Annotated in this window: 15 protein-coding genes; 8 read left to right on the top strand and 7 right to left on the bottom strand. The window is 54.8% G+C overall.

The features are described from left to right. Window positions 1-17: 17 nt before the first annotated feature. Both VGK23_08155 and VGK23_08150 read right to left on the bottom strand, forming a co-directional pair. Window positions 18-1,217, bottom strand: a complete 1,200-nt coding sequence (locus tag VGK23_08155) for a DUF362 domain-containing protein (GenBank protein ID HEY3420509.1) — start codon at window positions 1,215-1,217, stop codon at window positions 18-20. 125 nt (window positions 1,218-1,342) lie between these two features. Then, complete coding sequence (locus VGK23_08150; protein ID HEY3420508.1) at window positions 1,343-2,107, bottom strand: exodeoxyribonuclease III; 765 nt, start codon at window positions 2,105-2,107, stop codon at window positions 1,343-1,345. A 116-nt stretch (window positions 2,108-2,223) separates the two neighbouring features. Here VGK23_08150 and VGK23_08145 point away from each other — a divergent pair, with 116 nt between their 5' ends. Beyond that, window positions 2,224-3,672 carry a tetratricopeptide repeat protein gene (locus tag VGK23_08145; GenBank protein HEY3420507.1) on the top strand — a complete coding sequence of 483 codons (1,449 nt, stop codon included), beginning with the start codon at window positions 2,224-2,226 and terminating at the stop codon, window positions 3,670-3,672. 54 nt (window positions 3,673-3,726) lie between these two features. Here the strand turns inward: VGK23_08145 and VGK23_08140 are convergent, their stop codons facing one another. Next, window positions 3,727-4,035: a hypothetical protein gene (locus VGK23_08140; protein HEY3420506.1), complete on the bottom strand. Its 309-nt coding sequence runs from the start codon at window positions 4,033-4,035 to the stop codon at window positions 3,727-3,729. Between the two features lie 53 nt (window positions 4,036-4,088). Then, window positions 4,089-4,532: a PPC domain-containing DNA-binding protein gene (locus tag VGK23_08135; GenBank protein HEY3420505.1), complete on the bottom strand. Its 444-nt coding sequence runs from the start codon at window positions 4,530-4,532 to the stop codon at window positions 4,089-4,091. Window positions 4,533-4,755: 223 nt separating this feature from the next. Between VGK23_08135 and VGK23_08130 the strand changes: the two genes are divergently transcribed. After that, window positions 4,756-5,262, top strand: coding sequence for a hypothetical protein (locus tag VGK23_08130; protein HEY3420504.1), 507 nt, complete (start codon window positions 4,756-4,758; stop codon window positions 5,260-5,262). On the opposite strand, the gene VGK23_08125 is transcribed toward VGK23_08130, so the two are convergent. Both VGK23_08125 and VGK23_08120 read right to left on the bottom strand, forming a co-directional pair. Beyond that, window positions 5,263-5,583, bottom strand: a complete 321-nt coding sequence (locus VGK23_08125; GenBank protein HEY3420503.1) for a rhodanese-like domain-containing protein — start codon at window positions 5,581-5,583, stop codon at window positions 5,263-5,265. A 16-nt stretch (window positions 5,584-5,599) separates the two neighbouring features. Continuing rightward, a complete protein-coding gene (locus tag VGK23_08120; GenBank protein ID HEY3420502.1) occupies window positions 5,600-7,975 on the bottom strand; it encodes an AAA family ATPase in 2,376 nt (791 codons plus the stop codon). A 107-nt stretch (window positions 7,976-8,082) separates the two neighbouring features. Between VGK23_08120 and VGK23_08115 the strand changes: the two genes are divergently transcribed. From VGK23_08115 to VGK23_08105, 3 genes are all read left to right on the top strand, one after another. Further along, complete coding sequence (locus VGK23_08115) at window positions 8,083-8,838, top strand: hypothetical protein (GenBank protein HEY3420501.1); 756 nt, start codon at window positions 8,083-8,085, stop codon at window positions 8,836-8,838. A 102-nt stretch (window positions 8,839-8,940) separates the two neighbouring features. Further along, window positions 8,941-9,732, top strand: coding sequence for an ATP-binding cassette domain-containing protein (locus VGK23_08110; GenBank protein ID HEY3420500.1), 792 nt, complete (start codon window positions 8,941-8,943; stop codon window positions 9,730-9,732). Further along, window positions 9,689-10,537: an ABC transporter permease gene (locus tag VGK23_08105; protein HEY3420499.1), complete on the top strand. Its 849-nt coding sequence runs from the start codon at window positions 9,689-9,691 to the stop codon at window positions 10,535-10,537. Before VGK23_08110 ends, VGK23_08105 begins: the two co-directional genes overlap by 44 nt. On the opposite strand, the gene VGK23_08100 is transcribed toward VGK23_08105, so the two are convergent. After that, window positions 10,514-11,470 carry a DUF523 and DUF1722 domain-containing protein gene (locus tag VGK23_08100; GenBank protein ID HEY3420498.1) on the bottom strand — a complete coding sequence of 319 codons (957 nt, stop codon included), beginning with the start codon at window positions 11,468-11,470 and terminating at the stop codon, window positions 10,514-10,516. The two genes, VGK23_08105 and VGK23_08100, sit on opposite strands and share 24 nt — an antisense overlap. A 277-nt stretch (window positions 11,471-11,747) precedes the next feature. Between VGK23_08100 and VGK23_08095 the strand changes: the two genes are divergently transcribed. From VGK23_08095 to VGK23_08085, 3 genes are all read left to right on the top strand, one after another. Then, complete coding sequence (locus tag VGK23_08095) at window positions 11,748-12,749, top strand: SRPBCC family protein (GenBank protein ID HEY3420497.1); 1,002 nt, start codon at window positions 11,748-11,750, stop codon at window positions 12,747-12,749. A gap of 72 nt (window positions 12,750-12,821) precedes the next feature. Further along, entirely contained in the window at window positions 12,822-13,385 is a 564-nt protein-coding gene (locus VGK23_08090) for a dihydrofolate reductase family protein (GenBank protein ID HEY3420496.1), read from the top strand. A 170-nt stretch (window positions 13,386-13,555) separates the two neighbouring features. After that, window positions 13,556-14,368: an NYN domain-containing protein gene (locus VGK23_08085; GenBank protein ID HEY3420495.1), complete on the top strand. Its 813-nt coding sequence runs from the start codon at window positions 13,556-13,558 to the stop codon at window positions 14,366-14,368. Window positions 14,369-14,370: the final 2 nt, after the last annotated feature.

The raw sequence follows: 14,370 nt of genomic DNA, 5'->3' as shown, positions 1-14,370 counted from the left end.
CCCTCAGCCGTCCGCTATCACTTCTTTCTCTCCATGAAAACGGCCATGGCCTTTCCGCCAAGGCTTCTCCTAAGGAGTATGGCATGGCTATCGCAGAACTCGTGGCAGGAATAGCAGCGGATGCACTTGCTTTGGTCGACCTTGGCCTTGCCGTCCTTCATGCTGATCGCCTTCATCGGGCAACCGCGGTAGCACTTGCCGCACCCAACACACATGGACCTTACGATGCTCGGTCTCAGGGCATAGACCTTGATCAGGGACATCATAGCCTTCATCGTCCTCCCCCCGCTCCTTTTCCTGCCCATGAAGGTCGACGGCCTTTGATAGTCCGGGACGACGAATCTATCCAGCTCTTCGCCGATCACTTCCACATCCGAAAGATCTTCGGCCAGAAGCCCGCGCTCGACCGCTGCCCTTATCGTGCATATCTCGGTCGGATCGATCGACATGATCCTTGAGGCCACCACATCGAGCGCGGAATAGGATCCGCTGGCCAGGATCGCCCCAACATGCCTTGGAGTTCCCGACTGGGGCCCATCACCTTCCATCGCGTCCACCGCGTCCATGATCTCCAAGGTCGGTTTGACGAATTCGTTGATGTCCACAATCATCCTGGCAAACTCTTCGGTCCTCTGCAATCTGGCATGGAAGGTGGGCTTCTCCATTCCAGGCACCAGGCCGAACGCGTTCTTGGCGGCCCCGGTCATATACGTGAAAAGGTGCGTCTTCATTTTGGAAACGACCACGACGGCATCGACGTTGAAGACCGGCTCGATGAGCCTCAGCCGCTTCATCAAAACGCCGTTGGGGTTGGCCACATCCCGTGCCCCCACGTCCTCGTTGAGCTCTATCCCCAGGTCCTTTGCGACCTGGTCATAGCCGACCTTCTCGTATGCCTTCCTAAGGTTCGCTGCGCTGTACACCATCCCTGCTCCTGGGCTCTCAGCGATGATCACTTTGCAGCCGTTGTCGACCAACAACTTGGCCACCGCATAGACGATGTCAGGATGTGTCACCACGCACTTGTCAGCCGTGGAAGGCATCAGTATGTTCGGCTTCAGGAGAACCCGCTGTCCAGGTTTCGCAAAATGTCCTATGCCCCCGATCAGGTCCACGGAGCGTTTGACCGCGTCGAGTGCCAGGTCCCGGCCATAACCCTCACATGCGACAAGAGCAACTTGTTTCGGCTCTTTCAAATCAGCACCTTCTGGCTGCATACAGTCCCTCCTCGGTTATTAAATCATGGCGGCTTCCTTCGTAGTCCTGAACATCGCATAAATTGCCATCTGCCATCATACATGAATGATGTTCCCTTCTGTTGTTACCAAGTCACTCCGGTCGACTATTCCATCTCGATGCCCACTGGACAGTGGTCTGAACCGGTCACTTGATCCTCGATGAAGGAATTGGACACACGTGGCATCAGGTCTGCGCTGACAAAGAAATAGTCGATCCGCCAGCCCACGTTCCTTTCCCTGGCGCGCGTCTTCTGGTCCCACCAGGACCACTTCACCTCTCCTGGATGCTGTTCCCGGAATGTATCAATGAATCCGTTGGCAACTAGCCGGTCCATCCATTCCCTTTCTTCCGGCAGAAAACCAGACCGTTTCATATTGTCCTTCGGTCTGGCGATGTCGATCTCCTTGTGGGCGGTGTTGATGTCCCCGCATATGACCACCGATCTTCCCTTAGACCTCAGTTCATTGACGTATCGGAGGAACTCCTCATAGTAGTCCATCTTGTACCTCAACCGTTCCGGGGAAGCCTTGCCGTTGGGGAAGTAGATGTTACACAGGACAAAATCTGGATAGTGGGCTATCATCGTCCTGCCCTCCGTGTCGAACCGATCGATCCCGATGCCGTAATCGACCTTTTCCGGGTGGGCCCTGGTGTAGAGAGCCACGCCGCTATATCCTGTGCGCTCTTCAGCCGAAGTGAAATACGGTTCATAACCTGGGATATCGCAAAGATCCTTTGGCAACTGTTCACAGCTGGCCTTTATCTCCTGAAGGCAAAGGATGTCCGGCGAATCCTTGCGGATCCACTCCAGCAACCCCTTCCGATAGGCCGCCCTGATCCCGTTCACGTTCCAACACACCAAGCGCATGGATCAAGAAAGGGGCACTGGAGGTAAAGAATATTCCTTGTGGTCGTTATCAAGAGTCGTCCTCCATACTCCAAATATAAATTGTAGTTGCTACACTTTAATCGGTGGAAGGAGACATGGAAGAGGTGAATGCGATGGGAGATCTCTACAACAGTTTTCCATTCCAAGAGTTCACCCGATATTTCGATTTCATGAGGAATTGGGGGGATCTCCATGAGAAGTTCGTTCAATGCGCTTCCCCACAATTCGCAGGACTTCCGGCGCTGAAAAGACGGGAGTTCCTCGCCAACGCAGTGGCCGAGGACGATATGCTGGTGTCGATGTCGTCTGACCTAGGGCTGTTCCGTGAGGTGACCAAACGCCTGAAATCCAAATCCTGGTTCGCTGGGGACCTTGAGGCTCTTGCCGCCGAGGTGGCGGTCGACCTGATGTTCCCGGGAAACAGTTATGACGGAAAGGAGAGGGACAGGCTCCTCGGATTGTATCCAGAGCTCTTCTTCAAGTTAGGGGACGTTAGGTTCGGCGAACAGAAGAGCTGCCCGCTCCAGCTAAAGGACGTGGAATCGGACATCGTGCAACTGGACGACCTAGATACCGCACTGACCTGCGTACGTTGGTCTGCTGTGTCCAAGGACGTGGACAGTGAGGAGGGCTTCATTGCCTTGATGCAGGAACTGGTGGACCACGGGCTAAGGCTTAGAGGGGTGGACCCTATCTCATTGGAATCGCTTTCAGATTTCCAGGAAATCTTGGACAGAAAAGCAATGGAGGTCACCGCAAAGATGGGTCTTCCGGACGACCGGACATCGTGGATCCTGTTTGCCATCCAGGACCGGGTCATGGTCCCCGAGACGCTGCATTTTCTGATCATGCAAGCGATGGGCCTCAGGATGTTCCGGGAGATGGAACATGGCTCCCGCCACGAAATGATGGACCAGGAATACAAACTGCAACTGGGTCCGGCATACGCTACCCGTTCGGTACTTCTGTTAGGCGACTACTACCGCGATATGGTCCAGGCCCCGGAAAAGATGCTCAAGGCCATTGAGGCGCACGTGAGGGACGGAAGGCCGCAGTTCGCGTTGGAACTCTGCTTAGAAAGCATCAAGAACCTGCCTATGGAGGCCGAGCACAAGGATCAGATGGCGCTCACTCTCGGAATACTCTACCTAGCGAACGACAAACCCCGGAAGGCCGCAGAGTCCTTCCTCCGTTCACTTGATTCTTCTAGAAAGACGTTAAATCCGGCCAGAGAGTCGGTGGTCTGTGCCTATCTCGGCTCATCTTATGCCCTTATGAGGAGGAAGGAGGAAGGCCACAGGGCGTTCGAGGAATCGTTGGCGATCGCTTCGAAGAGGACGGATGATGCGCCGGACCTGCTCGAGGAACTGATGCTCATGGCCGATCTCGCACACGATTCGAACGAGCATAGGGTGGAGAAAGGCTTTCTCCAGAAGGCATTGACGGTGGCTGATGGCATGGCCGATGAGACCAAGCTCAAACAGCAGATATCCTTGATGATCGAGGCCGCCGAAGCCCATTTAGAAAATAGCATTCAAGTTTGACCGGTCGACGATCGTTGGTCTATCCGGAAGGGCTACGTTCAGGGAACTAACCGGTCATAGATGTTCATTTCCTTCGGGGTGGGCTTTGCTGTTCCTCTTGTCACGAGCCTCCTCCTTGGTATTCCCTAATTGCGCGAGCATCAAGGGCATAATGCTCCCGATCAACTCTTTTCTGTCGTCATGGGTCATTCCTATCATCAGCCGATCCACGATATCTGGGAGGACCATCCTCACCATCTCCTTTCTTTCTTGCGGGCTCATGCTGGAGATGAACTCCTCGGTGATCATTCTGACCATTGACTGCTTTTCATCACTGTTGAGTCCCTTTACCATCTTGGACACATACCATTGCTCTAGGCTCAACCGCCTTACCTCAGGATGAGAGATTCGGCCTGCCGCCTAATAATCATTACTGCTCAGGGTTCGAGCAATTCGAATCCAGTCGCTTTGTCGAGTTTGCGTGTCGCACTCGAATCGATCAATTCGAAAATGACCACTTCGGCGACTAGCCAGACCTTGACCCCGTTGCGTACGCATCCGGTGATCGCCCTCTCGTTGCGACCGGTGGAGATGTGCATATGCAATTTGGGCACCCCCTCTTCATCCAGGAAGATGGTTCCAGTTCCTGTCATCTCATGAACATCCCCTAGGACCGTCTTCATCGGTTTTATCTTCTCCGAACGCCCATCCTCCGGCCCTACGACCAGGTTGCTGCCTTTATCAGCTCCTCCCAGAACGATGACGGCGGCGGCTTTGATGGCCTTCTCCTCGGCGAAGCTCTCGACGGCCTCATGAATTATTTCTCCATCCTCCAGCCTCAGAACGAACACCCGACCTTGCCTTGCTTCTGAGTATTTCATTTCACACCTATTACCGGAATGCCATCAGTAAATACCAATTTTGGCCCGCTCCCCACTTTCAGGGAGGAAACCTTCCTTTTGATGTCGTACCCAGCTCGGATATTCCAGTGTCGGCGCTCAACACTCACTTTCGTCCCCCTCTCACGGCAATGGGGATAACCCCGTGTCGATATTCTAGATCATCGAAGCGGACATGAGATCAATTGTCAGGGAGCGTGACGGCTTGGAAACAGAACATATGATGGCAGCGCTGGCTACGTACTTCGTGCGGGAGATCGAGCGCATGTTACCAGTCCGACCCATGGGAAGGAGCAGATTGCAGAAACTGTTCTATCTGCTCTCCAGAGAAGGCCATGTTCGTCTAGCTTTCGACCTTTTTATGAACGGACCTTACTCCGAATCGGTAGAGAACGCTCTCTGCCTGGCAGTGGAGGCGGGCATGGTGACAGCAGTGAAGGAGCACGGCAGAAGCAGCATCAGCGCACGCGGGGGTGTCTCGGTCGATATCCCAATGGAGATCAAAGAAAGGGCGAACTGTTGCATCCGGTCCTATGGTCTCTATGATGAAATGGACCTGGCGATCCTGACCACGGCATTCTTCTTGGAGGACCGTATCGGTTTGGGGCCGGAGGAACTGATAATGTCGGTGCTGGAGGTCAATCCCCATTTCGACCCTAGAAGGGTATGTTCTCTCCTAGACCGGTCCGAAATCCTGTTCCGCTCCTGGTGATCAGTCGGATACCAGACGGCCAGGCCAACGTTCCAACCCGCCTTCAAGTATCAGCAGTTCGCCTTGGTCTCCTCCGGTGAGTAATGGCAGCACTCGAAGGCAACGTTTTCCAGTGCGGCAATATATGACCAGGGGCTTTCTTCTGTCGAGTTCCTCCGCACGCTTCTCGAGTTCTTCGACCGGCATCAGCATGGCACTTGCGATATGCCCGGTACGGTATTCGGCCGAGGAGCGGATATCCAGCAGTAGGCATTCGCCCTTCTCGATCATCGGCATCAGCCTCTCGAGCTCGGCCGGCATGATGAACCTGGCGCCGGTCATGGAACTTCGTCCATAATCAGGCCTTGTATTCCTTTACCCGATCCGCCATATCGTCCAGGCGTTTCTGCACCCGTGCATTGATGGAATCCTTTTTGAACGTGCCGTCGGCGTTCCTCTTTCCTGCCGGTACGTCGGTCAACACCTCGATGCCCTCGGCGATTGTGCTAACCGGCCAGATATGGAACTTTTTGGCCTTTATGGCGGCGATCACCTCTTCCTTTAACATCAGATGCTGAACGTTTGAACTGGGTATCATGCAGCCCTGCTTGCCGTCCAGTCCCCGGGCCTTGCAGATCTCGAAGAACCCCTCGACCTTCTCGTTCACCCCGCCGATCGCCTGGACCTCCCCTTTCTGGTTGACGCTCCCGGTGACCGCGATGTATTGTTTGATGGGGGCGTCTGCTAGCGCCGATAGTAGGCTGTACAGTTCGGTGGATGATGCAGAATCTCCATCGACCCCTCCATAGTTCTGTTCGAAGACCAGCCGGGCCGAGAGAGAAAGCGGCTTTTCCCGGGCATAGGTGTCGTTCAGGTATCCAGAGAGGATAAGGACCCCCTTGGTGTGGGACGGTCCGGACATCTGTGCCTGACGCTCTATGTCCATCACACCCTCACGGCCTACGGCGATCGAGGCGGTGATCCTGGAGGGGTTACCGAACATGAAATCACCGGTGGCCAGCACTGCCAGGCCGTTTACCTGTCCGACCGCCTTCTCCTCCGTATCGATCAGAATTATCCCCTTGGCGATGAATTCCTCCAGCTTATCCTGGATCATGTTCGATCGATAGAGCTTCTCTTCTAGCTGTTTTTGGATGTGCTCCTTGGTGATGATTTCCGACTTGGCCTCCCTGGCGTAGAAATCAGCCTCCCGGACCGTGTCTGAGATGGTGGCGAACTGTGTACTGAGCTTGCTCTGGTCATCCGCTAACCTGGATGAGTATTCTATGATCGCCGCCAACCCAGTGCTGTCGATCGGCAGAAGGTTCTCCTTGGCACAAAGGGAACATATCTGGGTGACGTACTGCTTTATGTTCTCATCGTTGCGTTCCATACTGGTATCGAAGTCGGCCTTTATCTTGAACAGCTCCTTGAAATCCTTGTCCGCGGTATAGAGGATATCATAGATCCTCGGGTCACCGATGATCACGATCTTCGTATCGAAAGGAATGGCCTCGGGCATGAGCGATTTCGTGGCTATGAAACCCAACCTGGCCTCCTTCTCCTCGATCTCCAGCTTCTCGCTCGAGATGGTCTGCTTTAACGATATCCAGATGGTCGGATCGGTGAACAGCCCTTCCACAGGCATCAGGATGAAGCCGCCGTTCGCCTTGTGCAGCAGTCCGCTCCGGATCATGGTGTAGTTGGTGACCAATGCGCCGAACCGGGCCTCCTTCTCGATGGCGCCGAAGAGCTTGTAATATGATGGGTTTAGCTCTATCTCCACCGGCGCTCCCTTTAGCTCAGAGTTGTCCACGATCAGATTGACCTTGTAGTTGGCCATCGGGTCAGGGGCCTCCATGAAGAAGGGGAGCTGTTCCTTGTTCACCGGTGTTAGGAATTTGGCGAGATTGTCCAGTATGTCCTTCAGAACATCATCGATGTATTCTATGACCTCGTTATTGCTGCCATATTTCTTTTTGATGGTCGAGAGCATGGGGTCAAGCACGTACATGGCCACTTCGCGGTTCAGGTCCCCTACCGTCTTTTCCGCCTTCTCCTCGAGCTCACGGAACTGAATGAAAGGTTTCTGCAGTTTGGCCTGCAGCTCGTCCTGTTTTACCTTCATTCTTTCCTTGACACCGTTTGACAACTGGTTGAACTCCTCGGGGGTGAGCGGCTTATCATCCACGATGGGAACCAGGACCATGCCGATCGGGCTCTGCTGGATCTGGAAACCCGCCTCCGAGGTCATGCGGTTGATCTCTTTCGTGAACTGCTCCCTCTCCTCCTCTATCGCCTTCATGGTGTTCTGGCGTTTCTTGGCGTATTCTTCAGATTCGAACGCGTTCCTCAGCGCGACCGGAACTCCGCTGACCAGTTTCTCAACGTCGTCCTTGAACTCCTTACCCTTGCCGGCTGGCAGGGCCAGGGCGTTGGGTTTCGATGCCTCATGGAAATTGTAGACATATACCCAATCAGGAGGCACCGGCATATCCTTCGCCAGATCTTTGACGAAATCAACGGCCGCAGACCGTCTTCCGGTCCCGGGCATCCCGGCTATGTAAATGTTGAAACCCTTGCTTCTGATCCTAAGGCCGAACTGCAGGGCCTTCACTGCACGGTCTTGCCCTATGATCTTGTTCGAAGGTATCAGGTCCTTTGTTGTCCTACAATCGAATGGCAGTTCGGGGCAAGCACGACGACATTGTTCCGGAGAAAGTTCCTTAACCATGACAACAAGCCTTCTTCGGTCCGATTCTATGCGAACCCTTCCTACAAATATGCTGTGCTCGTCGGACCATCAGGTCTAAGTAAGGGAACCATGGTCCGTGGGAAGCTATGATGATGAGGGGAGCCGCCCTTGTGATAGGTTCGCTGTTATGGGAGGACCATTACCAGGGCAAGGACCTAAGGCGAAGTATGTGGAGGGAGAACTGGCTCAATATGGATGCCGAGATCAAGGTATCCTTGCCCATCCACTACGGCCGATATTCCGCAAAGCGCAAATGCTGCACCACCACGTTCTTCCCGGAGGATGAGTTGAAGGGCAGGGCCATGGGCGTCGGTTATGCGATACCGTTCAAACTTAAGTTCTCAAAGATATCCGAACTGGAGTCGGCAGGCATAGCCATGGCCCGTGCCGAGGGAATGGAGGGCAGGCATCTGCGCACCGACTGGATGACCACTGCTATAGTGGTCAATCCAGAGTTCAAGGAACGTGATCGCATCGAGTTCGCATGGTCACGTCTGGTCAAGAAAAAAACCGACAAGATGACGGACGGCAACGATGAACATTTCGGTTTCGATCCCAACGGATACCTCCGTTCAGGCTGGCCGAAGGAAGCGGGATCGGGACAGCTCTTGAAGGACCTGGACCTGGTAATAGCCGCAGTGCCGGTCCCAAGGGAATTGGACCGGAGGCTGATCGCACCGACCACGGAAGAGGTGGCCCGGTCCATGAACAGCCCCAAGGGCAGGGAATACTTCTCCAAGAACCAGCAGAACGGCATCCTGACCTACCAGGACGAGGCCATCTCCAGATATATAGCGGAACATGAGCCGGCGAACCCTCCGAACACACCCGATTACGACTAGGCCTCCAGAACCCCAGGATGAACGATGTTTTCGTGGGTGAGCGTTAAATAATCAGCGACCGCTTCCGTCATCCCATATCGATACACCGAACGAGGCGCACAGTTGCCGGTCATCACTACCAGAAATCTCACTCGGTCCTTCGGAAAGTTCGTCGCGGTCGATTCGTTGGAGCTGAGCGTGGAAAAGAACGAGGTCTTTGGACTGCTGGGACCGAACGGCGCCGGTAAGACCACCACCATCAAGATGCTTACCACACTGCTACCGCCCAGTTCCGGCACGGCATCGGTGGATGGGTTGGACGTGGTGAGCCGATCAGCGCAGGTCAGAAGCATCATCGGTTACGTCCCCCAGCTCCTATCGGCCGATGCCAGCCTTACCGGTTTTGAGAACCTGCTCATCTTCGGCAAGCTGTACGACGTGCCCCGGGACGAGCTGGTCCCCCGCATAAGGCAGGCCATCGACATGATGGGACTGACCGAGTTCGGCGACAAGTTGGTCCGCACCTACTCGGGAGGGATGATCCGACGATTGGAGATCGCCCAGTCGACATTGCACCGTCCAAAGGTACTCTTCTTGGACGAGCCCACCGTCGGCCTGGACCCGCTCGCACGTCATGCCGTATGGGAGATGATCGCCCGCCTCCGCGAGGAGTTCGGGACGACGGTGTTCCTTACCACTCATCTGATGGACGAGGCTGACGCCCTTTGCGACCGCATCGGCATAATGCACCGTAGTAAGATGGTAGCGCTGGGAAGCCCGAAGGAACTGAAAGAACAGGTTGGCGCTGATAACCTGGACCAGGTGTTCATCCATTTCACTGGGGATTCGATACAGACTGGAGGCAATTACCGTGACATCCAAAGAGAGCGGCAAACGGCAAGACGCCTCGGTTGAGCAAGGTGGATGGGACGCCGCTGCCCTTGGATATCCTTTGAATTTCATCAGGAAAGCGTTGGTGATCACTGAGCTGGAGGCCAGGAAGCTTCGTCACGACCCGAGCGAGCTGTTGACCAGGGCAGTCCAGCCTGCACTGTGGCTCCTGATCTTCGGTGTGGTCCTCTCGTCGGTCAAGGCCATCCCGACCGGCGACATCCCGTACATCGATTTCCTGACACCGGGCATACTGGCTCAGAGCGTGCTCTTCATCTCGATCTTCTACGGGATATCGATCGTCTGGGAAAGAGACCTGGGCATAGTGCAGAAGTTCCTCGCAAGTCCAACACCCCGTACGGCGATCGTGGCGGGAAAGGCGATCTCATCCGGTCTGCGGGGCCTTTCCCAGGCACTCATCGTCTACGTCCTGGCCCTGGCCATCGGGGTCAAGTTGAACTTCGATCTGTTCACTATACCATTAGTGGTCCTGGTGGTGGTCCTGGGGGCGGCCATATTCGCAACCTTGTCGCTCATAATCGCCTGCCTGGTCAAGACCAGGGACCGGTTCATGGGAATAGGCCAGATGATAACCATGCCGTTATTCTTCGCCAGCAATGCCATCTATCCGGTGTCGCTGATGCCTGACTGGCTGAAGGTGATCGCGTACGGCAATCCGCTCACCTACGTGGTAGATGCGCTGCGGGGGCTGATGATACAAGGCGGTGTTTATGAACACGGGTTGGGTGTCGATCTGCTGGTCATGATCGGCGTGGCCGCTGGACTGGTGATAATCGGAGGCCGGCTATACTCCAGGGTCGGCCAATGACGCATCGATCAATTCTTTCGGGAACGGTTCGAAGAAGGTTTGGCGCGAAAGGTATTCGTTACCGAACCGTTGGTTGTATGAACGCATGAGGGACAGGCAATTCTCAAGAGGCTTTCCTTCCTCACGGTATACCCTGAGGGCTTCGAGGAATCTTTCCTTTTCCTGGGATTCCAGTCGGTCCTTGTAATGACCCATGGCATGCATCATCACGTTGACCGCGCCCCCCCTTGTTGGCCGGTTCTCGAACATGGAACCGAGCAGGGACCGGTATTGGACGAACACGTCCTCCACAGCCCTTTTGTCGCGGTTCGAGGCGATATTGCCGAGCAGCCTCATCTTGTTCTGCCCATAGGCCATCAACAGCAGCTTGTTGTCCGCTTGGTACTGCATCAGCGCGCCCTTCTCCTGGTTCAGCTCGCGGAACCTGGCGAAGGCGTACAGCTTGGTGAGGAAATGTTCCGCTATCCCCATGTCGTTCAATCGGACCTCATCCTCTACCGCCAGATCGCTGAACCTGGCGAGGACCGCCTCGCCTAGTAGTCCCGGGCCCTTCTGGGGCAGGGGAGATACGGATTTCTCATCCAGATAGAGGCCGGCATCCCTGAGGGCACATGTGGGTGAGCGCGATTTCATTAGGAAACCGTCCACCTGGTCCAATCCCAAAAGGAAGGAACTGCAATATCGTTGCGATCTCTCGGTCAGGTCCAGCCCCGTCGATGGCTGGACTAGCTTGCGCTCCGCGTTCCTAAGTGCGATGAGCCGTATCGGTTCCCGGGGAACGCCCAATCCGATAGCCGTCTCCGGGCACACTGGTATCAGGTCCACCCTGCCCTTCATGCGGTTCACCAATCGGGACTCTATCATCTTGCCATCGTACCTGCAAGCGTCGAGCCCGATACATTTGGAGATTACTAGCCTTGGCCTGACATCCACGGCCTTTCCAAACACGAACAGGTATCTAAAGGTATTATTGAGGCAATATCAACAGATCGATCCAGTTCATTACGATATAATTCGTTCATGCCAGTATCCCAGGCTTTCCGCGTTGTGGACGAGTTTTGGCAAAAACAACGCAATCAGCCTTTGGCAATATTCATATCCTCCGCGTTCGGGTCGATTTATGTGTGTCCTGCGTGCGTATCGGCCATTTGATTTGCTGGAGAAGGCAGGACCTCGTAACATAGACTACATGAATAGAGGATGTGCAAGAATGAACGCCCAATCTACGAACCAGATGATGCAGGAAAAGCCGAGCAAGAGCATTGATCTAGTCATTACCAGAACCTTCGATGCACCCAGGGAATTGGTATGGAAGTATTGGACCGAGCCCGAACGGGCGATGAAGTGGTGGGGTCCAAAGGGCTATACCTGTCCCAGCGCGGAGATGGATGTGCGGGTCGGAGGCAAATATCTGCTGGCCATGCGCTCACCGGAGGGAAAGGATTATTGGAGCACCGGGACCTACAAGGAGGTGGCCGAGCCCTATCATCTGACCATGAGCGATTCGTTCTCCGACGAGAAAGGCAACGTGGTGCCAGCCTCGTTCTATGGCATGCCAGGAGAGTTCCCAATGGAGCTATGGGTCTTCGTCAGCTTCGAAGAGCACGGCGGCAAGGCCACCATGACCCTGGTTCATTCAGGCATGCCTCAGGGCGAGACCAAGGATGCCGAGAGCGGCTGGAACCAGTCCTTCGATAAGCTCGCTGACGCGATCCACGATGAGATCTTCGTGCAGATGAAGACCTTGGTGCTTGTCGAGCCAGGCCAGCAAGCGGCCACCATCATAAGGGTCCAGGATGCGCCGCGTGAACTGGTCTTCAAGGCACAGACCGACCCTGAGCTATTCCCACAGTTCTGGGGACCGGAGCGATACACCACCACGGTGGAAAAGATGGATGTCCGCAAGGGAGGGATATGGCGCGTCATCCAGCGTGACGCGGAAGGAAAGGAGGATGCTTTCAATGGTGTCTATCATGATGTGAAGGCCCCAGAGATGATCATGGACACATGGGAGTGGGAGGGCATGCCGGGGCACGTCCTCTTTGAAACCATCACCTTCGAGGAGATCGAGGGAAAGACCAAACTTACCAACGTATCGGTCTTCCAGTCCGTCGATGACCGGGACGGGATGTACAAGTCCGGAATGGTGGAAGGCTCAGAAGCGACCATGGACCGTATGGCCAAACTGCTTAAGAAAATGCGATCGGGGTGATCGAAATGGGGGGGACCCACCCCCGTCTTTATATTATCGGTGGACCAATAAACATCTGGAGAATGATCAGAATTGAGAAAGATCATCGTATCGAACATGGTCTCTCTGGACGGTTACATGGCCGGTCCGAACGGAGAGATCGACTGGTTCGTTTGGGACAGGGAACTGGAGAAGTACACGATCGAGATGATGGGTACTGTCGACACCATACTATTCGGCAGGGTGACATATGAGATGATGGCTAGCTACTGGCCAACCGATACGGCTAATAACCCATACGTCAAGGAGAGGATGAACAATCTGCCCAAGATCGTTTTCTCCAAGAAGCTCAAGAAGGTCGATTGGAATAATTCCACGCTGGCCGCCGACATTGACCCAGAAAGGATCATGCGAATGAAGAGGATGGCCGGCAAGAACATCGTGGTGCTAGGCAGTGGGGCCATAGTATCGGCCCTGGCCAAGCTTGGCCTTGTCGATGAGTATCGCATCATTGTCAATCCTGTCCTGATCGGCGGCGGGATATCCATGTTCCGTAACCTGGGCGATAGGCAGAAACTAAAGCTCCTGGATGCCTGGCAGCTTGGATCGGGAGTGGCGATCCTTACCTACCAGGCGCTCAATCAACGTAACGAGTAGGAGATGTGTGAACCCTTTGCAACGGTCTCCTCGATCTTCAGATGACCCAGGTCGATAAACCGAGATCAACGAACCCGGAATGTGTCAATGAGGTACGCTGGTGGTCTTAGAGGCAGAGCATATACGCAGATTGGTTAAACATGAAGTTCGATGTACCATAAGAGGACAAGATGGCAGAAAAGGAGATCGCTGAAGGCCCGATAGCTTTCTTGGTGGACGGGGATAACGCCAATTCGGACATGGTCGGTGAGATGCTGAACGAGGCATCGAAATATGGTTCAGTGATCATCCGGCGGGTATATGGGGATTGGAGCAGTCCGCAATTGGTCTGCTGGAAAAAGAAGCTTCACGAATTCGCGCTTCTGCCCTCGATGGTCATCCCCAACCGGTCAGGCAAGAACGCCACCGACATCGGTCTGGTCATCGACGCCATGGACATAATGCATAAGCACGTGGTCAAGGGGTTCTGCATCGTCTCGAGCGATTCTGACTTCACCTATTTGGCCATGAAGATAAGGGAGGAAGGTCTGTTCGTCATCGGCATGGGCAACGAGAAGACCCACCCGACGTTCCAGAAGGCATGCGACCGTTTCATTTTCATAGAGAACCTTCTGCCCGTCGAAGAGGAGCTGGAGTCGGAACACTGTCCCGAGCTGGCCACCGAAGAGCCGAAGAAGGTAGAGCGGCATGCACCGAAGAAAGGTCTCAGCCCGGAGAAGGCGCTCGACATGCTCACCAACGCATTCCGCAATAAGGTGGGAGACGACGGAAGGGTCAACCTGGGAAACCTGGGGGAGGCTCTGTATCGAATAGAGCCGGCCTTCGACCCTAGGACCTATGGAAAGAGCAGCCTGGTAGGGTTGATCGCCGCGCTTCCCGGAAGCTTCTCCATTGAAAGGGAAGGGCTTGGTATCTGGGTCAGGATGAAGGAGGGGGCTGATTCCTCCAAAGGCCGGGGCAAACGGCGTCCCCGTTCCAAATAAAC

The organism is Methanomassiliicoccales archaeon, assembly GCA_036504055.1.
Classification (GTDB): domain Archaea; phylum Thermoplasmatota; class Thermoplasmata; order Methanomassiliicoccales; family UBA472; genus DASXVU01.
The sequence above is the reverse complement of the archived record's forward strand: the minus strand, read 5'-3'. Positions and strand labels throughout refer to the sequence as shown.

Excerpts from the sequence above, each read along its gene's own strand:
- VGK23_08155 (HEY3420509.1), bottom strand. The coding sequence starts at position 1,217 with ATGCAGCCAGAAGGTGCTGATTTGAAAGAGCCGAAACAAGTTGCTCTT.
- VGK23_08150 (HEY3420508.1), bottom strand. The coding sequence starts at position 2,107 with ATGCGCTTGGTGTGTTGGAACGTGAACGGGATCAGGGCGGCCTATCGG.
- VGK23_08145 (HEY3420507.1), top strand. The coding sequence starts at position 2,224 with ATGGAAGAGGTGAATGCGATGGGAGATCTCTACAACAGTTTTCCATTC.
- VGK23_08135 (HEY3420505.1), bottom strand. The coding sequence starts at position 4,532 with ATGAAATACTCAGAAGCAAGGCAAGGTCGGGTGTTCGTTCTGAGGCTG.
- VGK23_08125 (HEY3420503.1), bottom strand. The coding sequence starts at position 5,583 with ATGACCGGCGCCAGGTTCATCATGCCGGCCGAGCTCGAGAGGCTGATG.
- VGK23_08120 (HEY3420502.1), bottom strand. The coding sequence starts at position 7,975 with ATGGTTAAGGAACTTTCTCCGGAACAATGTCGTCGTGCTTGCCCCGAA.
- VGK23_08115 (HEY3420501.1), top strand. The coding sequence starts at position 8,083 with ATGATGATGAGGGGAGCCGCCCTTGTGATAGGTTCGCTGTTATGGGAG.
- VGK23_08095 (HEY3420497.1), top strand. The coding sequence starts at position 11,748 with ATGAACGCCCAATCTACGAACCAGATGATGCAGGAAAAGCCGAGCAAG.
- VGK23_08085 (HEY3420495.1), top strand. The coding sequence starts at position 13,556 with ATGGCAGAAAAGGAGATCGCTGAAGGCCCGATAGCTTTCTTGGTGGAC.